General features: G+C 71.2%; 16 protein-coding genes and 1 riboswitch. Of the genes, 6 read left to right on the top strand and 10 right to left on the bottom strand.

Translation table 11 applies throughout. The annotated features are described in order from the left end of the window. Positions 1-30: 30 nt before the first annotated feature. The 3 genes from MOV08_RS34695 to MOV08_RS34685 all read right to left on the bottom strand — a co-directional run bounded on the left by MOV08_RS34695 (position 31) and on the right by MOV08_RS34685 (position 2,708). On the bottom strand, positions 31-657 hold the full coding sequence (locus MOV08_RS34695; RefSeq protein ID WP_275310227.1) for a PadR family transcriptional regulator: 627 nt from the start codon (positions 655-657) through the stop codon (positions 31-33). 462 nt (positions 658-1,119) lie between these two features. After that, complete coding sequence (locus MOV08_RS34690) at positions 1,120-1,758, bottom strand: NAD(P)-dependent oxidoreductase (protein ID WP_275310226.1); 639 nt, start codon at positions 1,756-1,758, stop codon at positions 1,120-1,122. Positions 1,759-1,778: 20 nt separating this feature from the next. Next, positions 1,779-2,708, bottom strand: a complete 930-nt coding sequence (locus MOV08_RS34685; protein ID WP_275310225.1) for an EamA family transporter — start codon at positions 2,706-2,708, stop codon at positions 1,779-1,781. Between the two features lie 75 nt (positions 2,709-2,783). Here MOV08_RS34685 and MOV08_RS34680 point away from each other — a divergent pair, with 75 nt between their 5' ends. Then, complete coding sequence (locus MOV08_RS34680; RefSeq protein WP_275310224.1) at positions 2,784-3,290, top strand: MarR family winged helix-turn-helix transcriptional regulator; 507 nt, start codon at positions 2,784-2,786, stop codon at positions 3,288-3,290. Between the two features lie 428 nt (positions 3,291-3,718). Then, positions 3,719-4,534 (top strand): PhzF family phenazine biosynthesis protein, encoded by an 816-nt coding sequence (locus MOV08_RS34675; RefSeq protein WP_275310223.1) that lies wholly within the window; start codon positions 3,719-3,721, stop codon positions 4,532-4,534. 72 nt (positions 4,535-4,606) lie between these two features. Here MOV08_RS34675 and MOV08_RS34670 read toward each other — a convergent pair whose 3' ends face one another. Further along, positions 4,607-5,350 carry a CPBP family intramembrane glutamic endopeptidase gene (locus tag MOV08_RS34670; RefSeq protein ID WP_039642180.1) on the bottom strand — a complete coding sequence of 248 codons (744 nt, stop codon included), beginning with the start codon at positions 5,348-5,350 and terminating at the stop codon, positions 4,607-4,609. Between the two features lie 287 nt (positions 5,351-5,637). Between MOV08_RS34670 and MOV08_RS34665 the strand changes: the two genes are divergently transcribed. After that, positions 5,638-7,419, top strand: coding sequence for a substrate-binding and VWA domain-containing protein (locus MOV08_RS34665; protein ID WP_275310222.1), 1,782 nt, complete (start codon positions 5,638-5,640; stop codon positions 7,417-7,419). A gap of 276 nt (positions 7,420-7,695) precedes the next feature. Here the strand turns inward: MOV08_RS34665 and MOV08_RS34660 are convergent, their stop codons facing one another. Continuing rightward, a complete protein-coding gene (locus MOV08_RS34660) occupies positions 7,696-9,252 on the bottom strand; it encodes a glutamate-cysteine ligase family protein (protein WP_275310221.1) in 1,557 nt (518 codons plus the stop codon). Positions 9,253-9,813: 561 nt separating this feature from the next. Here MOV08_RS34660 and MOV08_RS34655 point away from each other — a divergent pair. Both MOV08_RS34655 and MOV08_RS34650 read left to right on the top strand, forming a co-directional pair. Next, positions 9,814-10,398 (top strand): hypothetical protein, encoded by a 585-nt coding sequence (locus tag MOV08_RS34655; protein WP_039638274.1) that lies wholly within the window; start codon positions 9,814-9,816, stop codon positions 10,396-10,398. A 338-nt stretch (positions 10,399-10,736) separates the two neighbouring features. Then, the gene (locus tag MOV08_RS34650; RefSeq protein ID WP_039638273.1) at positions 10,737-10,943 is read left to right on the top strand and encodes a DUF5999 family protein; all 207 of its coding nucleotides are present in this window, start codon (positions 10,737-10,739) and stop codon (positions 10,941-10,943) included. A gap of 90 nt (positions 10,944-11,033) precedes the next feature. Here the strand turns inward: MOV08_RS34650 and gcvP are convergent, their stop codons facing one another. Then, the gene (gcvP, locus tag MOV08_RS34645) at positions 11,034-13,919 is read right to left on the bottom strand and encodes an aminomethyl-transferring glycine dehydrogenase (RefSeq protein WP_275310220.1); all 2,886 of its coding nucleotides are present in this window, start codon (positions 13,917-13,919) and stop codon (positions 11,034-11,036) included. Positions 13,920-14,108: 189 nt separating this feature from the next. Beyond that, positions 14,109-14,206, bottom strand: a riboswitch (glycine riboswitch). Between the two features lie 63 nt (positions 14,207-14,269). On the opposite strand from gcvP, the gene MOV08_RS34640 reads away from it, so the two are divergent. Next, a complete protein-coding gene (locus MOV08_RS34640) occupies positions 14,270-14,704 on the top strand; it encodes a PRC-barrel domain-containing protein (protein ID WP_073448290.1) in 435 nt (144 codons plus the stop codon). On the opposite strand, the gene MOV08_RS34635 is transcribed toward MOV08_RS34640, so the two are convergent. The 4 genes from MOV08_RS34635 to ftsR form a co-directional block, all read right to left on the bottom strand. Beyond that, positions 14,614-16,059: a DNA polymerase IV gene (locus MOV08_RS34635; protein WP_275310219.1), complete on the bottom strand. Its 1,446-nt coding sequence runs from the start codon at positions 16,057-16,059 to the stop codon at positions 14,614-14,616. The two genes, MOV08_RS34640 and MOV08_RS34635, sit on opposite strands and share 91 nt — an antisense overlap. Before the next feature lie 77 nt (positions 16,060-16,136). After that, entirely contained in the window at positions 16,137-16,742 is a 606-nt protein-coding gene (locus tag MOV08_RS34630) for a MerR family transcriptional regulator (protein ID WP_039638268.1), read from the bottom strand. 185 nt (positions 16,743-16,927) lie between these two features. Further along, a complete protein-coding gene (locus MOV08_RS34625; protein WP_016571419.1) occupies positions 16,928-17,398 on the bottom strand; it encodes a bifunctional nuclease family protein in 471 nt (156 codons plus the stop codon). 53 nt (positions 17,399-17,451) lie between these two features. Continuing rightward, positions 17,452-18,198 (bottom strand): transcriptional regulator FtsR, encoded by a 747-nt coding sequence (gene ftsR, locus MOV08_RS34620; RefSeq protein WP_275310218.1) that lies wholly within the window; start codon positions 18,196-18,198, stop codon positions 17,452-17,454. Positions 18,199-18,202: the final 4 nt, after the last annotated feature.

Here is an 18,202-nt window from a genome sequence, read left to right as displayed (position 1 = left end):
CCTACGGCACCGCCGCCCCGGCCCGCCGCATCAGTCCTCCTCGGCGAGGATCAGGTACAGCTCCTTGCGGGCCTTGTTGACCACCGCCATGGCCTTCTCCCGCTGTTCGGGGCTGCCGGTGGCCCACACCTGACGGAACGCCTCGACCAGGCCGCCGCCCGCCTTCCGTATCTCGTTCATCGCCTCCCAGTCGACGCCGCGACCGGCGTCCTCCCAAGGGGCGTCGGAGCCGCTGTCGGCCTCGGCGATGCCGGCCTCGGTGAGCGAGAACAGCTTCTTGCCGCCCTCGCTGGCGCTGGTGATCAGCCCCTCGTCCTCCAACAGCTGGAGGGTGGGGTAGACCGAGCCGGGGCTGGGCTTCCACGCCCCACCGCTGCGCTCGGCGATCTCCTGGATCATCTCGTACCCGTGCATCGGGCGGTCCTTGAGCAGCGCCAGTATCGAGGCCCGCACATCGCCGCGACGGGCCCGGCCGCGCGGTCCGCCGCGCCCCCGGCCGCCCCCAAAGGGCGGGCCTCCGAAAGGCGGCCCGAAGCCGCCGAAGGCGGCGCGCCGCCGCTCGAAACCGCCGCCGAACTCCCCGTGGCCACTGCGGCGTCCGGGGCCACGGTGCTCGTGTCCGTGGTCGGGTCCGTACTCGTATCCCTGGGAACGCATGGCGTCCTCCCTCTCGTCATGAGTGCTCACGCACGTGCTATCGGTCGCAATCGTTGACCGATCGCGATGCCTCAACGATATATCGGGAGTGTTCGGCGAGCAAGGGTCGCCCGTGCCTCTCTTCTGTCCCGTCCCTGCTTATCTGGTCCCGGTCTCAATTGATCTGGTCTGATCCGCTCGTCGTCTCAGGTGGACATTCCCCGCCGTGGTGGCGTGTGCCGCCGGGTGCGGCACGCGAGGCCATCAATTGCGGTGGCCCGGTTCTGTCGGGGCAACTGCCGCGGTGTGTGCGTATGAGAGACGTGTGCTCGCTGTGGTCACGTGCGACGGTGAGTGCGCCTCAGGCGTTGATGCGACGTACATCGACGGCGACGGGGTCGCGTGTTTCGGCGTGCGACCGAAACGGGTAGCGGTTGGCCCGGGTTGGGGCCGGGCCAACCGTTGCGCGACGTTGGCCGGTGGTCAGTATGCGGCGGTGAATCTGGCTTGGTGGTGCTTGGGCCGCTCGGCCTCATCCAGTAGCACTACCGCGAGATCCTCCATGGAGATCACCGAGTTGCCTTCGGCATCGACTACGAGTTCGTCGGTGCCGAGTCGGTAGGTGCCGGTGCGCTCTCCTGGCTCCAGTAGTGCGGCGGGGCTGAGGTAGGCCCAATCCACTCCGGTCTCGGCGCGGCAGGTTTCGAGCTGGTCGGAGCAGGCCCGTGCGATGTCCCGCCAGGCGGCAGGGAAGTTTGGGTCATCGATCACGGTGCCTCCGCCAGTGCCCGGCACGGTCAGGGTGGCTGCACCGCCGACGATCAACAGCCGGACACCGGTCCGGGTGAGTCCGGCCAGTAGCGCCTTGGTGGTGGTGACCAGTTCGCTCTCGCGGCCGGGAGCCGGACGGGTCGCGCTGATCACGACGTCCTGGCCGATGCTCAACTCGGCCACGTCCTCAACGTTTCCGGCGTCGCCGGTGCGGGCGTGGGCGGCAGCGGGCAGTTCGCGGAAGCGGGCCGGATCGCGTACGACAGCGGTGACCTGGTGGCCGCGCGAGAGCGCTTCGGCCACCACTCGGCTTCCCACGTTTCCGGCGGCTCCGAACACGGTGATGCGCATGGAACTGTGCTCCTGTTGGTTCAGTTGATGGGTGAGGTTTGCGACGAGGCGCCACGATGGCACGGAGCCGCCTGGCTTGCGGATGCACCCGGCCCCCGAGACCCCGATGGGCGTCCCGGCTGGCGCGTTCCGCGTCCGGTCTGTGCTGTGACGAGGGCGGCGAGGACGATGAGTCCACCAAGGGCTTGCGCCGCGGTGAACTTCTGGTCGAGGACGACCCAGCCCAAGGTGGTGGCAACCACGGGGCTGAGCAGGCCGAGGAAGGTGACGTTGGTGGGCGGCAGGGCGCGGATCCCCCGGAACCACAGAGCGTAGGCGAGGGCGGCCCCGATGATCGTGAGGTAGCCGTAGCCGAGCAGGTTCGCGCTGCTCAGCGTCGCGGGTGGCGGTCCTTCGACCGCTAGGGCAACCGGGAGCAGCAGCACGCCGCCGGCGACCAGTTGCCAGCCGGTTGTCGCGAGCAGGGGGGCGGGCGAGGGCCATCGTTTGCTGAGGACGACTCCGGTGGCCATGACAGCCGCACTGGCGACTGCGGCCGCAACACCGAGACCGTCCAGCCGCGCGTCAGCCTGGAGGACCAGCAGACTGACGCCAACCACACCTGCGACGCCGGTGACCGTGGTGCGCAGGGTCAGACGCTGACCGAGCAGACCAAGGGCGAGGACGGCGACCAGGAGTGGTTGCAGGGCGCCGATGGTCGCGGCGACCCCGCCCGGTAGCCGGTAGGCGGCGACGAACAGCAGCGCGAAGAACGCCCCGATATTGAGGGTGCCGAGCACCGGTGCCCGCCACCACCAACTGCCCTGCGGTAGGCGCCGGGTGAGCGCAACGAGGAGGAGACCCGCTGGTAGGGCGCGCACCACCGCGGCCAGGAGCGGGCGGCCCGGTGGCAGTAATTCGGTGGTGACGAGATAGGTGGTCCCCCAAATGATGGGCGCCAGCGCTGTCATGAGAAGGACCCCGAGTCGATTACTTAGCACTAAGGCAAAGTAACTTAGCACTAAGGAAATGGCTAGACTGGGGCCATGGCAGATCACGTCGACCTTGTGCTGGAACAGTGGGCCACGCAGCGCCCCGACCTGGATGCGTCCCCGATGGCAGTAATCGGGCGCCTGAAGAGGCTCTCGCAACTGATCGAGGCCGAACTGCGCCGTACGTTCAGCACGCACGGGCTCGACGCGGCCTCGTTCGATGTGCTCGCAACCCTGCGCCGCAGTGACCCCCCGCACCACCTCACCCCTACCGAGCTGATGCGGGCAGCCATGGTCACCTCGGGAGCCATCACCCAGCGCCTCGACCGCCTGGAGAGTCGCGGCCTGGTCACGCGCATCCCCAGCGAGTCGGACGGCCGCGGTATCCACGTCGCTCTCACCGACGACGGCCGCGCACTCATCGACCAAGCGCTGCCCGACCACATCGACACCGAGAACCGACTGCTCACCGCACTCACCACACCCCAGCGCGACACCTTGGCCGATGCACTGCGGGCTCTACTGGAATCGCTCGGCGACAGCGCAGACCGACCTCGCTGATCCCGGCCGCCAAGCGCGGTGCAGGATCGATATCAGTTCGACACGCCATTTCCGGATCAGAGCAACTGAGACGACAGTCGGCATCCACACCCGCGGGACCAGGTGAACTGAGATTTCCACAGACTCGGAATCTCAGTCCTTCTGGTCGCCGCAGGCCACGAACCTCACCGCGGACCAGATCATTTGCGACGGGACATCTTCCGTCCGGGTCCATGACTCTCGAACGCGCGCCATCGAGCCCCGCAGATCGCGATGCCCCGCAGATCGCGACACCCTGACGACCGCGACGCCGTGGCGACCGCGCTTCCGCGCCGGCGGGGCGCGAGCAGCGGCAGCACCGGGCGGAGGACCGCGGGATCCGCCAACCAGGTCCAATGTCCCGGGATTGGCCTTGGCCCGTGGCCCTGCGGCACGCCTACGCTCCGGCCATGAGGATCCGCATCGTCGACGCCTTCACCGACCGTCCGTTCGCCGGCAACCCCGCCGGCGTCGTACTGCTGGACGCCGGCACGTTCCCCGAGGACGCCTGGCTCCAACACGTCGCCGCCGAGGTCAATCTCTCCGAAACCGCCTTCGCGCACCCGCTTCCCCCCGGCGGCGACGCCGACTGGGCGCTGCGCTGGCTCACCCCGACCGCCGAGGTGAACATGTGCGGGCACGCCACTCTGGCCACCGCGCACGTGCTGCACACCACGGGCGCGGCGACCGGCACCGTGCGCTTCAGCACCCGCAGCGGCGTGCTGATCACCCATGCCGACGACAGCGGCTCGATCACCATGGACTTCCCCACCGCCCCGCTGACCCCCGTGGACGTGCCGGACGCCGTCGCCCGGGCCCTGGGCGCCGAGATCCGCTCCGCGCACGACACCGGGCCCGACCTCGGCGACCTGCTGATCGAGTTGGCCGACGAGAAGGCCGTGCGGGACCTGGCGCCGGACTGCGCCCTGCTGGCCGGACACGGCGGGCGAGGCGTGATCGCCACCGCCCGCGCCGAAGACCCCGACGGCGCCTACGACTTCGTCTCGCGCGGCTTCTTCCCCGCCGTGGGCATCGACGAGGACCCGGTCACCGGGAGCGCGCACACCGCGCTCGCCCCCTTCTGGTCGGCACGCCTGGGCCGCGGCAACCTGGTCGGCTTCCAGGGCGGCACCCGGACCGGCCTGGTCCGCACCGAGCTGCGCGGCGAGCGCACCCTGTTGACCGGCTCGGCGGTGACCGTCATCGACGGCGAACTGCTCGTCTGACCGCCGCCGTCCGGACACGGTGCGGGGCGGGGGCCACCAGGCCACCCGCCCCGCACCGCCGGATACCGCGCCTCACCCCGTGGGCAACCAGGGCACCCGCCCCGCGAGCAGGGCGTAGCCCAGGAAGGCGACGATGTCGATGAGGGCGTGCGCGGCGACCAGTGGGCCGACCCTGCCCCAGCGCCGGTACACCAGGGCGAAGATCACGCCCATCACCATGTTGCCGACGAAGCCGCCGATGCCCTGGTAGAGGTGGTACGAACCGCGCAGCACCGAACTGACCGCGACCGCCGCCCACGGCGTCCACCCCAGTTGCCCCAGCCTGCGCAGCAGGTATCCGACGACGATGACCTCCTCCAGGACGGCGTTCTGCACCGCGGAGGCGATCAGCACCGGGATCTTCCACCACACGTCGGGCAGCGCCTCGGGCACCACCGTCAGATTGAAGCCGGCGGCCCGCGCGCCCAGGTAGAGCAGCAGCCCGCTGCCCCCGATGGCCGCCGCCAGCCCGGTGCCGACCCCCAGGTCGAAGCCGGGCCGTCGCCGGTCGAAGCCGATGGCGCGCAGTCCCCCGGCCCGTTCCCGCATCAGCAGGTGGGCCACCAGCACCACCGGCACCAGTGCGGTCGCGATGCCGAACAGCTGCCAGGCGAGATCCAGCCAGGGCCGGCCGGGCGCGTGCGAGGCATTGAGCGTCGCCGCCTGGTGCTTGAGGCCGCCGGGTTTGGTCAGTGACCCGATGAAGCTGATGAGCGCGGAGACCGCGCTGGCCCCCAGGGAGAGCGCCAGGACGATCAGTATCTCGTTCCGCAGCACGCTCCGGGCCGGCTCGCCGGCCGCCTCGACGGGCCGCCCCGAGCCGCTCCCCGCGCCCGGAACGTCCGCGCCCGCCACGGGACTTGTATCCGACTGCAAAGGTTCCTCCACTTCCGCAATACCGCCTCGTCACCGCCGTCGCCCCGCTAGGGTCTCGAAAGCAGGTACGAAGATCGCTCGCGACAGGCCGGGGACGGTCGCGCTCCACGTGGGGTGTTTCCGTCCGCATCGATCCCGATAGAGGTCCGGGGCTCCGGAACTCCGCGTATCAGGAGAGGCGCTACCGCATGGGACGTCACAGCTTGCCCGACGACTCCGCACCACAGGGAACGGGGTCCCCCCGTACCCGCCGCCGGACGGTCGTCCTCGCCACCGTCGTCCTCGTGATCGCCGCCACCGGCTCCGTCGTGGCGCTGCGTGGCGGGCTCTTCCCCTTCGGCGCGTCGTGCGACGGCGATTCCGTACGGCTGGAAGTGATCGCCTCGCCCGATATCGCACCGGCGCTGAACGCGGTGGCGGACAAGGCCCGCGAGGACGCGGTCCGCACGGACGGCAGGTGCCTGGACGTCAAGATCAATGCTCGGCCCTCCTCCGAGGTCGCCGACTCGCTCGGGCAGCGGCCGGCCAACCCGGATTTCCAGGTATGGGTGCCCGATTCGGACCTGTGGGTGAACCAGGTCACCGACAACCGGGGGTCGTCGCTGACCGCCGTCGGCGCCGTCGCCTCCTCGCCGCTCGCGCTGGGCGCGGTCCACGACGCCGCCAAGACCCTCGGCTGGCCGGGGAAGACCTACTCCTGGACCGCGCTGACCCGGGCCGCCTCCGGTGGCGCGCTGCGCCTGGGCGTCGCCGACCCGGCCCGCAGCGCCACCGGGCTGCTCGCCCTGGCCCGCATCGACGCCGCCGACCGCAAGGAGACCCACAGCGGCGACGAGGCCGCCACCCGTACCGCGGCCACCGCCAAACTGCTCTACGAGCGGGTCGCGGACGGTGACGACCAGGTACTGGCCACCCTGCCGCGCAACGACTCGGGGGCCGAACAGGGCAATCCGCGCCGCAACCAGGCGCTGCTCCTGTCCGAACAGGCCGCGTACGCCCACAACACCAGTGGGGACGCCGGGCCCGCGCTCGACCTCTTCTACCCCACCGACGGCACGGCGCAGCTCACCTACCCGTACACCCTCGTCGACGAGGACTCCCTGACCGCCGACCAGAGCCGCGCCGCCAACCGCTTCATGACGCTGCTGGACGACACCTCGGGGCAGCAGACCCTGCGTGACCACGGTTTCCGGGCCGGCAACGGCAGCGCCGACCCGCCGCTGACCGGCAAGGCGGGCGGCCGTGCACCGCAGCCGTTCGCCGCCGCTCCCGCCGACCCGCCCACGTCCAAGGAGCTCCAGGCGCTGCTGGGCATGTGGACCATCACGGTGCACAGCGCCCGGATCACCACCGCCGTGGACGCCTCGCCGTCGATGGCGCTGCCGGTCCCCGGGCAGGGCGGCCGGTCCCGCATGGACCTGGCCAAGGACTCCCTCCTCCAGGCGCTGTCCACGTTCACGCCCGAGGACGAGATCGGACTGTGGAAGTTCGCCACCAACCTGGACGGCGACCGGGACTACGTGGAGCTGTCGCCGACCAGCCGGCTCGGCGACCGCGGCCCGGGCGGCGGCACCCACCGCGACGACCTCACCGCCGCCTTCGGCTCCCTGGCCCCGGTGTCGCACGGCGCGACCGGCCTCTACGACACCACCCTGGCCGCCTACCAGCAGGCGTCCGCGACCTACGCGAGCGGGAAGTTCAACGCGCTGGTGGTCGTCACCGACGGCGCCGACGACGATGCCGCCGGCATCGGCCTGGACGCCCTGGTCACCGACCTGAAGCGGCTCGCCGACCCCAAGCGCCCGGTGCCGCTGGTCGCCGTCGGAATCGGTCCGCGGGCCGACCGGTCGGCGCTGGCCCGCATCGCGGCCCCGACCGGCGGCTCCGCCCACCGCGTCGACGACCCGTCGCAGATCCACGAGGTGATCCTCAAGGCCATCATGGCGGCGGGCAGCCGCGGCCCCCACTAGGGCGCTTCTGACGGATCTCCGCACCGTCCCGCCGGCCGCGTCACCGAGCGCGTCACGGCTCAAGTCCCCCACGGTCGCCCGCACTTCGCCCCACCGCCGACCGAACCACCGCCCCGTGGGCGGACCGGCACGTACGCCTACCGGCTGGCGGTCGCCGTCGAGGGGGCGGGCCTGCCCGTCGACGACTCCCCGGCGGCGGGCTCGCAGATCCGCACCGGCGGCGGCACCGGCGTCAGCTGCCCGGACGGCCCCGCCGCGGGCGCTCCACGGCGGGCGTCACGCGACGGTGCCCCCGGCCGCCGTCCGGCGCTGCGCCGGTACGACGGCCGCGCCGGCCGCCCACGGCACCGGCCAGGTGTGCACCGGCTCCCCGGTGTGCATCAGCTCGCTGTAGCGCCGGGTCATCGCCGCCAGGGCGGCGTCCCGGGGCAGTCCCTGCCGCAGCGCGTGGTGGAACGCCGCGGCCTGCCAGGACGCCCCGTTGGCCCGGCGTGCGCAGCGGGCCTCGATGATGCCCAGGTAGTGGTCGCGGTCGGCCGGTTCGACGCCCCAGGCATCCAGCCCGGCGGCCGCCAGCGGCAGGAGTTCCTGTTGCACCAGGCGCACGGCGGGGATCTCGGTGAGGCCGCCGGCGCGGCCGGGCCGCGGCCAGCGGAGGATGGCGTCGATGCCGTGGCGGCAGGCGGTGTCGAAGTTGGCGGCGGCGACGGTGAACGGGAGCCGGGTCCAGACGGGGCGCGGCTGCTCGGCCAGGGCGCGCACCAGGCCGTAGTAGAAGGCGGTGTTGGCGATGACGTCGGCGACGGTCGGGCCGGCCGGCAGCACCCGGTTCTCGACGCGGAGGTGCGGGAGGCCGTCGGCGACCGCGTAGACGGGGCGGTTCCAGCGGTAGATCGTGCCGTTGTGCAGGATCAGTTCGGCGAGGTCGGGCACGCCGCCCTCGTCGAGGACGCGCAGCGGGTCCTGTGGTCCGCACAGCGGCAGCAGCGGTGGGAAGAAGCGCAGGTTCTCCTCGAACAGGTCGTAGGCGGAGTCCACCCAGCGCTCGCCGAACCATGTGCGCGGGCGCACTCCCTGGGCCTGGAGTTCGGGTGCGCGGGTGTCGGTGGCCTGCTGGAAGACCGGCGGTCGCGATTCGCGCCACAGCTCCCGCCCGAAGAGGAACGGGGAGTTGGCGCCGACGGCTATCTGGGCGGCGGCGATCGCCTGGGCGGCGTTCCAGACGGCGGCGAACCGGCCGGGCGTCACCTGGAGGTGCAGTTGTACGGAGGTGCAGGCGGCTTCGGGGGCGATCGACGGCGAGCGGGTGATCAGGCGCTCGACGCCCTGGATGTCGATGACGAAGTCCTCACCGCGGGCGGCCCGCATCTGGTCGTTGAGCAGCACATAGCGGTCGTTGGCGGAGAGGCTGGCAACGGTGAGGTCGTCGGCGTTCAGGGTCGGCAGGATGCCGATCATGACGATGCGGGCGGCGACTTCCCGGGATTTTCGCTCGGCATAGCCGAGTCCGGTGCGGAGTTCTTCGGCGAGCTGGTCCAGTACCCGTCCGGACAATCGGTGCGGGGTGATGTTGACCTCGAGATTGCACTGCGCGAGTTCGGTCTGGAAATCGCCGCTGGCGATCCTTTCCAGGACCTGCGAGTTCAGCATGCGGGGGCGCCCGTCGGCGCCCGCGAGATTGAGCTCGATCTCCAGGCCCATGAGATTCTTGGGGCGGTCGAACCGCTTCTCCGCCAGGAGCCGCCGCAATCCGTCCAGGCAGTCGTGCAGCTTTCTTCGATAGCGCTCCCGGTCCGCCAGGTCGTTCCCCTCCGCGGCGACCTTCTCCCCCATCGGCGGGTCCCTCCTAGGTGAACGGCTCGCGGCCACGGGCTGGTCGGTACCGCCCCCGGCGCGCCGGGGTACGGGCTACGGTCGATGATGCCCCGACAATCTGATCGATAACGCCGCAGGGGCATGCCGGTACCGTTACTCTCGGAAGGGCGCGCCCGAGGCATTTCCCAGGGGCATATCCACTCGGCCCGCGTCCACCGTAATTCGCTCGTAAAAAACACCGACGGGTTCCGGCCTACCACTTCGTCGAAGAATTACGAGGTGGCCTCTTCCGGTCCCCGCCCAAAGCGGCGGAAATCGCCCCGTATGGCGGACCGGATTCCCTCTTGCCGGAAATCCGCAAGGCGAGTAGCCGAAACACTTCCAGAACATATGTCGTATAAACTTCGCAGACGAGGCAGAGATTTGGCGCCCAGCGCGGCGGTGCCCCCATCGGTGCCCCGACACCGCTGCCGACCCGTCGGTCCGCAGTTGCGGTCGGCCAGGCTCTGACCCGCCCGCAGACAGCGCCGTCCGCACTGCCACGCTCCACCGTGTCTCCTAAGTGAGAGGCGACCCGCCATGCCGCTGCACGTTCCTCCCTCCCCTGCGCCCGCCCTGCGCAGCATCCTCAGCGCCCTCGGCTCCCCCACCGCGGTCCGCGAGGCCCCGGCCGCCGCGCTCCGCACCCATCAGGGGCCGCTGAGCCCCGACCACCCGCTGCCCGTGCACGTCTGGGACGACGTCAGCCAGGCCGGCCCGCCGCGCACCCGCCTCGCCGGCTGGCGTTTCCTGATCCGCGGTGGCGAGCGCGCCGTGGCCGCCGCCGAGGCCCGGCTGACCGCCGACGGCTGGACGTTCTCGCACTTCTGCGACGGCCCCTATGTCGCCGCGACCGAACGGGCTCTGCAGCAGGCCGAGTCGCTCACCGCGCCCTACCAGCCGCGCCTGCTGTCCGTGCCGGAGCTGTACATGCTCACCCTGTGGCTGCACCACGACCTCACCGCGGACGGCGCGGAGGGGATGCCCGCCGCCGGTGATCTCCTGGTACCGCTGGCGCCCGCCCCGCCCGGGATCGCCTCCTACCTCCCGCAGCGGGTCGCCGACCTGCTGCCTCGCCTGACCCTCCGCCTGGGCCCGACGCCCCTGCTCCGCGAGCCGGCCTGACCGTCCGCCGCAGGCCCGCCGGATCGCGCGGGACGGAGGCCCCGCACCGCGCACGACACGGTGCACCCATGCGCCCCGCGACCTCTCCGGCCGCGGGGCGCACCACGCCGTGCGCCCCTGTGCGCCGGTAGCGCGCCAACGCCTGCGGGCGGGCGCGCAATTGGAAGCAACCGCCCGCACGGGTGACACGTCCGTATCGAGTGTGTACCGCTGCTGCGAAATCCCTGCGGAATCCCGTCCGTAGGGCAAGACTGGGACCGACATGAAACGGGGGAGCGGCCATGAGCATCGCATCGAGCCGCACGACGTTCACCACTCCGCAGCGAAAGACATTTTCCATGTGCCAGCATCAACCGCCATGCCCATCAGCTGACTCCACCGACCGGGAGGCCGCCCAGCTGGTGGCGCACCACCCGGAGCAGGGCTGGAGCCTGCTGTGCAACGGCGTCCTGCTCTTCGAGGACACCGGTGAGCTGCTGCCGGACGGGCAGGTCATCGCGCCGCATCGGCCGGTCGACCCGCCACGGGTCACCGCCGCCGCGTGACCCCGCAGTCACCCGGCACGTACACCAGGGCCCCCGGCGCATCCGCCGAGGGCCCTTGATGTTGCCACCGGTCACCGGTGGCGGGGGTGATCAGACGTCGTACTCGTCCAGCGGCGGGCAGGAGCAGACGAGGTTGCGGTCACCGAAGGCGCCGTCGATCCGGCGCACCGGCGGCCAGTACTTCTGCGCGGCGTTGACGCCGGCCGGGAAGACGGCCTCCTCGCGGCTGTAGGGGTGGTTCCACTCGCCGCCGAGCGCCGCCGCGGTGTGCGGGGCGTTGCGCAGCGGGTTGTCGTCCTTGTCCCACTCCCCCGAACCGACCTTCTCGATCTCCGCGCGGATGGCGATCATCGCGTCGCAGAACCGGTCCAGCTCGCTCAGGTCCTCGCTCTCGGTCGGCTCGATCATCAGCGTGCCGGCCACGGGGAAGGACATCGTCGGCGCGTGGAAGCCGTAGTCGATCAGCCGCTTGGCGACGTCGTCGATGCTCACGCCGGTCGCCTTGGTCAGCGGTCGGACGTCGACGATGCACTCGTGGGCGACCAGTCCGCCGGGGCCGGTGTAGAGCACCGGGTAGTGCGGCTCCAGGCGCTTGGCGATGTAGTTCGCGCCGAGCACCGCGACCTGGGTGGCGCGCTTGAGGCCCGCACCGCCCATGAGGCGGACGTACGTCCACGAGATCGGCAGGATGCCGGCCGAGCCCCAGGGGGCGGCGGAGATCGGGCCGACGCCGGTCTCCGGGCCCGCGGTGGGCTGCAGCGGGTGGTTGGGCAGGTACGGCGCCAGGTGGGCGCGGACCGCGACCGGGCCGACGCCGGGGCCGCCGCCACCGTGCGGGATGCAGAACGTCTTGTGCAGGTTGAGGTGCGAGACGTCGCCGCCGAACTTGCCCGGCTCGGCGAGGCCGACCAGGGCGTTGAGGTTGGCGCCGTCCACGTAGACCTGACCGCCGGCCTCGTGCACCGTCGCGCAGATCTGGGTGATGTGCTCCTCGAACACGCCGTGGGTGGACGGGTAGGTAACCATCAGGACGGCCAGTTCGTCCCGGTGCTTCTCGATCTTGGCGTGCAGGTCGTCGGTGTCGACCTCGCCGTCCGCACCGGTCTTGACGACGACGACCTTCATGCCGGCCATCACGGCGCTGGCGGCGTTGGTGCCGTGCGCCGACGACGGGATCAGGCAGACGGTGCGCTGCTCGTCCCCGTTGGCACGGTGGTAGGCGCGGACCGCGAGCAGACCGGCCAGTTCGCCCTGGGAGCCGGCGTTGGGCTGGATGGACACCTTGTCGTAGCCGGTGACCGCGGCCAGCTGCTCCTCCAGTTCCCGGATGAGCGTGAGGTAGCCCTGGGCCTGGTCGGCGGGGGCGAAGGGGTGCAGCTGACCGAACTCGGGCCAGGTGACCGGCTCCATCTCGGTGGTGGCGTTCAGCTTCATCGTGCAGGAGCCGAGCGGGATCATGCCCCGGTCCAGCGCGTAGTCCTTGTCGGCGAGGGTGCGCAGGTAGCGCAGCATCGCGGTCTCGGAACGGTGCTGGTGGAAGACCGGGTGGCCGAGGTAGTCGTCGGTGCGCAGCAGGGACTGCGGCAGGCTCTCGTCGACGGTCGCGTCCAGCGCGTCGATGTCGCCGTGGATGCCGAACGCGCCCCAGACGCCGGCGAGCTGGGCCCGCCCGGTGGTCTCGTCGCAGGCGATGCCGACCAGGTCGGCGTCGACCTCGCGGAGGTTGATGCCGGCCTCGCGGGCGGCGGCGGCGACCTCGGCGGCCCGGCCGGGCACCCGTGCGGTCAGGGTGTCGAAGTAGACGTCGTGGACGAGCTCGACCCCGCCGGCCCGCAGGCCCGCGGCGAGGATCGTGGCGTAGCGGTGGGTGCGCCGGGCGATGGTCCGCAGCCCGTCGGGGCCGTGGTAGACGGCGTACATCCCGGCCATGACGGCGAGCAGCACCTGCGCGGTGCAGATGTTGCTGGTGGCCTTCTCGCGGCGGATGTGCTGCTCGCGGGTCTGCAGCGCCAGGCGGTATGCCTTGTTGCCGTCGGCGTCGACGGAGACGCCCACCAGACGGCCGGGCAGGCTGCGGGCGTACTGCTCGCGGACGGCCATGTAGCCGGCGTGCGGGCCGCCGAAGCCCATCGGGACGCCGAAGCGCTGGCTGGTGCCGACCGCGATGTCCGCGCCGAGCTCACCGGGCGAGGTGAGCAGCGTCAGCGCGAGCAGGTCGGCGGCGACGGTGACGATCGCGCCCAGCTCGTGTGCCCGCTCGATCACCGCGCGCGGGTCGCGCACCGCTCCGGACGCGCCCGGGTACTGGAGCAGCACGCCGAAGACGCCGCGCTCGGCGATCTCCTCGGGGATGCCGTCGGACAGGTCGGCGACCACGACCTCCACACCGGTCGGTTCGGCGCGGGTCCGGATCACGGCGACGGTCTGCGGCAGACAGTCGGCGTCGACCAGGAAGACGCCCTGCTTGACCTTGCCGACCCGGCGGGAGAGCGCCATCGCCTCGGCGGCGGCGGTGCCCTCGTCCAGCAGCGACGCACCGGAGGTGGGCAGTCCGGTCAGGTCGGCGACGACGGTCTGGAAGTTCAGCAGGGCCTCCAGGCGACCCTGCGAGATCTCCGGCTGGTAGGGCGTGTAGGCCGTGTACCAGGAGGGGTTCTCCATGACGTTGCGCAGGATCACCGGCGGGGTGAAGGTGCCGTAGTAGCCGAGCCCGATCATGGGCGACAGCACCTGGTTGCGGTCGGCGAGCGCGCGCAGCTCGGCCAGGACCTCGGCCTCGGTGCGGCCCTCCGGCAGACCGAGCGCCTCGGTGCTCTTGATCACGTCGGGCACGGCGGTGGCCGTGAGCTCGTCCAGCGATCCGAAGCCGACCTGCGCGAGCATCTTCGCCTGCGCCTCGTGGTCGGGGCCGACGTGCCGGTGCTCGAACGGGATGCCCCGCTCCAGCTCGGTCAGGGAGATGCGGTGGGTGTTCATCTGCGGGGGCCTCCTGGTCAGTACGACCTACGAGGGGCACCACGGCGCTGGTGCCCGGACGGCCTCCCCCTCTGTCATCTCAACCTGAGAGCTTCACCGGTCCGCGGGCTGCGGTCCGGCTTTCACCGTCGGTGAGGAGGGGTTCCGGCATGGTGCCTGTCCGTGGCCCGCCCTGCTTTCCAGAGTGACCTCGTCCATGCGGTACGTGTGCCTGAGAGATTCCGGGGAGGATTTGCTCCTTCGGCGCCCTGGTCGCGAACGACAAAGGACTCTCCCGCATGGGGTCGACGGCCAATCGCCAGCCTACCAGCGCACCGCTGAAACGATCCTTCGAGTGGCCGGGGCATGAAATGTGCCGTTTCGTAGTTGTCACAAGGCAGTTGCGACCAAGTGGAGGGACCGTGCAAACCGATATCGATCCCCGGAGCCTCATCGGCCGCAAAGCGTTCGACCGGAACGGCGCGAAAATAGGGACCGTCGACGAGGTGTACCTCGACGACGCGACGGGCGAACCGGAGTGGGCGGCCGTGCGCACCGGTCTGTTCAGTCGGGATGCGTTCGTCCCCTTGGAACCGAGCAAGATGGTCGGCGACAGCCTGCACATCCCCTACGACCGGAAGCTGATCAAGGACGCTCCGGACTTCGGCGTCGGCCGGCACCTCTCCCCCGAGCAGGAGCTCCAGCTCTACCACCACTACCGCCTGGATATCTCCTCACCGGCCTCCGACTCCGCCTCGCCCGCCGGCGACACCGACTTCGGACGGATCGCCGGCGCGGACGACTGATCCGGCCTGCCCAGCAGCGGCAGGGGCTCGCCCGGCCGCAGCGCCGGATCGTCGACGGTGAAGGTCCGCACCCGCCCCGGTGCGGACCATGGCGTCTCGAACCGTACGGTCACCCTCCCCAGGCCACTGCCCTGCACCCACCCGGCACCGAACTCCTCGTGGACCACGTCCAGCCCCGGATACCAGCGCCGCGGCAGCTCCACGCCGGCCTCCGGCTCGCCCGCCGCCTCCTCCGCCGGCTCCGCCGCCCCACGCGCCGCCTGCTCCTCGGCCTCCCGCTCCGTGGCCAGCTGGGCGAAGAGGTCCTCCTGTGTGAAGTCGGCCAGCCCGGTCACCCCCACGCCCAGCAGCCGCACCCCGCCCGTGGTGTCCACCGTCTCCAGCAGCCGCACCGCGGCCTCCCGGACGACGGTCGGGTCGTCGGTGGGCCCGCGCAGCGTCTCGGACCGGGTCAGCGTCGAGAAGTCGTAGTTCCGCACCTTGATCACCACCGTGCGCCCGGACCGCCCGGCCGCCCGCAGCCGCCCCACGCACCGGTCGGCCAGCCGCAGCACCTCGTTCCGCACCCGCGTCCGGTCGGTCAGATCGACCTCGAAGGTGTCCTCCACCGAGACCGACTTCGCGTCCCGCTCGGCCACCACCGGCCGGTCGTCCTGCCCCAGCGCCATCGCGTACAGCCCGGTGCCGTGCGCCTTGCCCAGCAGCCGCACCAGCTCCGCCTCGCCGGCCTCCGCGGTCTCCGCGACGGTGTGGATCCCGGCCCGGCGCAGCGTCTCGGCCGTCGCCGGCCCGACCCCGGGCAGCGTCCGCACCGGCATCGGGCCGAGCAGCTCCCGCTCGGTGCCGGGCTCGATCACCACCAGGCCGTCCGGCTTCGCCGCCTCGGACGCGATCTTGGCGAGCATCTTGGCGCCGGCCAGCCCCACCGAACCGGTCAGCCCCGTGGCCGCCTTGATGTCGCGCCGCAGCCGCTCGCCCACCGCCCGCACCGCGGCCGTCTCCGCCGGCACCCCGCCCGCCTCCAGGTCTACGAAGGCTTCGTCCAGGCTCAGCGGCTCGACGAGCGGCGAGAGCGCCCGCAGCAGCTCCATGACCGTGTCACTCACTTGGCGGTACAGCGTGAACCGCGGACTGAGATAGGCGGCGTTGGGACACAGCCGACGCGCCTGCGCCGTCGGCATCGCCGAGCGCACCCCGAAGACCCGCGCCTCGTACGAGGCGGTGGCGACCACACCACGCGGCCCGATCCCGCCGACGACCACGGGCTTCCCCCGCAGGCTCGGCTTGGCCGCCTGCTCGGCGGCCGCATAGAACGCATCCATGTCCAGATGCAGGATCGTCGGCGCACGTCTCACACCACTGATGCTGCCGCACACCACTGACAATCGACCCGATCCCGGGCCGGCAAAGCCCGTCGGTCGTCGGCCGTCCGTCAGCCGGCCCGATTGCGGCGCCGCGCCAATTCGTCGTGCGGGTTCTTGCCGATCAGCGTCTCGCCGGTGTCCACCCGCTCGCCGTGGAGCTGCGACAGTGCGCCCTCCACGTCCCGCCACACCACGCCCACGGCGATCCCGAAGACCCCTTGGCCGCCCTGGAGCAGATCCACGACCTGGTCGGGCGAGGTGCACTCGTAGACCGTGGCCCCGTCGCTCATCAGCGTCATCCGCGTCAGGTCGTCCAGTCCGCGCGCCCGCAGGTGCTGGACGGCGGTGCGGATGTTCTGCAGCGACACCCCGGTGTCCAGCAGCCGCTTGACGATCTTCAGGACGACGACGTCCCGGAAGCTGTAGAGACGCTGGGTCCCGGACCCGTAGGCCGGCCGGATGCTGGGCTCCACCAGGCCCGTGCGCGCCCAATAGTCCAGCTGTCGGTAGGTGATGCCCGCCGCCGCACACGCGGTCGGTCCGCGGTAGCCGATGTTCTCCGCCTCGCGGGCCCCCGACATCGCAGCGGCCTGTACGGGGCCGCGGTTCGTCGCCGAGCCCCTGTGGAGCGGCAATGCCCCTTCCGCCGCCGTACCGTCGCCGGTGATTGCCACGCCGCCCTCCGTCCTCCACGTCCCGGACGGGACCTGCCTTATCGACGGTATGCAGTCACTCGGGGTGCGTCAACGATCGCCGCGCTCGCCACGCCGAGTGATAATCACCCTACGAGTGGTTTCTCGTGACTTGTCACGGGGAAGGGATTACAGGTTGGCCGGAAACAGATGGTTCACCTGGCCGATCACTGGTTGGTGCCGAAGTCCTCCGGCGAGATCTGGTCGAGGAACTCGCGGAACTTCTCCACCTCGTCCTCCTGCTCGTCGGGGATGGCGATGCCCGCGTCGTCCAGCACACCATCGGTACCGAAGATCGGGGTCCCGGTGCGCAGCGCCAGCGCTATGGCGTCCGACGGCCGCGCACTGACCTCGACACCGCTGGCGAAGACCAGTTCGGCGTAGAAGACCCCTTCGCGCAGATCCGTGATCCGGACCTGCGTCAGCTCCTGCCCCACGGCCTCGAGCACGTCCTTGAAGAGGTCATGCGTCAGCGGCCTGGCGGGGACCATGCCCTGCTGGGCGAACGCGATGGCGGTGGCCTCTCCCGGCCCGATCCAAATGGGCAGGTAACGGTCGCCTCCCACCTCCCGCAGCAGCACGATCGGTTGGCTGGAAGGCATCTCCACCCGGACACCCACGACGTCGAGCTCGTTCACACAGCAACCCTAGGCCGTGCCCGGCCGGTTTGGGTAGTCGGGCACTCGTTTGCTCACGGCAGACGGATGCGCAGGGCGCTCTGCAACAGCGCCGCGTGCAGCCGCGCCGACAGCGTGGCCAGCTCCCTGGCGGTGGCCTCGGCATGGGCCCGGGTCTGCGGGTTCCGGTGCCGCCGAAGGGGTGCCACGACCTGCTCGACCAACCCCGCCTCGCGCTCCGCGGCCGCCTTCACGGCCCGCAGGTGCCGCGGCTCCAGACCGAATCGGCCGAGGTCCGCCACGAGTTTGGCGACGGTGACCGCTTCGATGTCGTATCCCCCGTCCTCGTGGGGGACGATGAGTCCGTACGACTCCCAGTCGGCGAGCGCGGCCTCGTCGACCTCGGTGGCGGCCAGCAGCTCGGCCCGGCCGATCCGGGCAGCCGTCGGGCGCTCCTCGTCAGGATCGAAGACGCCCTCGACGAGGTCCCGCGGCGCCGCCGGAGCGGGCAGCTGCACCTGCTCGCCCCGCTCCAGGGCGTCGAGGTGCTCCTTGATGACCTTCAAGGGGAGGTAGTGGTCCCGCTGCATCCGCAGCACGCTCGCCAGACGTTCGACGTCCGCCGCGGTGAACTTGCGGTACCCGGAAGGCGTGCGCTGCGGTTCGACCAGCCCTTCGGCCTCCAGGAACCGGATCTTGGAGATGGTGACCTCGGGGAACTCCTCGCGCAAGACGTTGAGCACCGTGCCGATGCTCATCGGTTTGCGGTCCGAGGAGGCGGTGCCGGACGAGCCGGCACCGCCTGTCGGTGTGTGGCGCATATGC

The organism is Streptomyces yunnanensis, assembly GCF_029011865.1.
GTDB classification, from domain to species: Bacteria; Actinomycetota; Actinomycetes; order Streptomycetales; family Streptomycetaceae; genus Streptomyces; species Streptomyces yunnanensis.
The sequence above is the reverse complement of the archived record's forward strand: the minus strand, read 5'-3'. Positions and strand labels throughout refer to the sequence as shown.

Bases quoted from the DNA above. Each gene is read 5' to 3' on its own strand.
- MOV08_RS34695 (WP_275310227.1), bottom strand. From the start codon at position 657: ATGCGTTCCCAGGGATACGAGTACGGACCCGACCACGGACACGAGCAC.
- MOV08_RS34680 (WP_275310224.1), top strand. From the start codon at position 2,784: ATGGCAGATCACGTCGACCTTGTGCTGGAACAGTGGGCCACGCAGCGC.
- MOV08_RS34665 (WP_275310222.1), top strand. From the start codon at position 5,638: ATGGGACGTCACAGCTTGCCCGACGACTCCGCACCACAGGGAACGGGG.
- gcvP (WP_275310220.1), bottom strand. From the start codon at position 13,919: ATGAACACCCACCGCATCTCCCTGACCGAGCTGGAGCGGGGCATCCCG.
- ftsR (WP_275310218.1), bottom strand. From the start codon at position 18,198: ATGCGCCACACACCGACAGGCGGTGCCGGCTCGTCCGGCACCGCCTCC.
- MOV08_RS34660 (WP_275310221.1), bottom strand. From the start codon at position 9,252: ATGGGGGAGAAGGTCGCCGCGGAGGGGAACGACCTGGCGGACCGGGAG.
- MOV08_RS34655 (WP_039638274.1), top strand. From the start codon at position 9,814: ATGCCGCTGCACGTTCCTCCCTCCCCTGCGCCCGCCCTGCGCAGCATC.
- MOV08_RS34650 (WP_039638273.1), top strand. From the start codon at position 10,737: ATGTGCCAGCATCAACCGCCATGCCCATCAGCTGACTCCACCGACCGG.
- MOV08_RS34640 (WP_073448290.1), top strand. From the start codon at position 14,270: ATGTGCCGTTTCGTAGTTGTCACAAGGCAGTTGCGACCAAGTGGAGGG.
- MOV08_RS34675 (WP_275310223.1), top strand. From the start codon at position 3,719: ATGAGGATCCGCATCGTCGACGCCTTCACCGACCGTCCGTTCGCCGGC.
- MOV08_RS34690 (WP_275310226.1), bottom strand. From the start codon at position 1,758: ATGCGCATCACCGTGTTCGGAGCCGCCGGAAACGTGGGAAGCCGAGTG.
- MOV08_RS34685 (WP_275310225.1), bottom strand. From the start codon at position 2,708: ATGACAGCGCTGGCGCCCATCATTTGGGGGACCACCTATCTCGTCACC.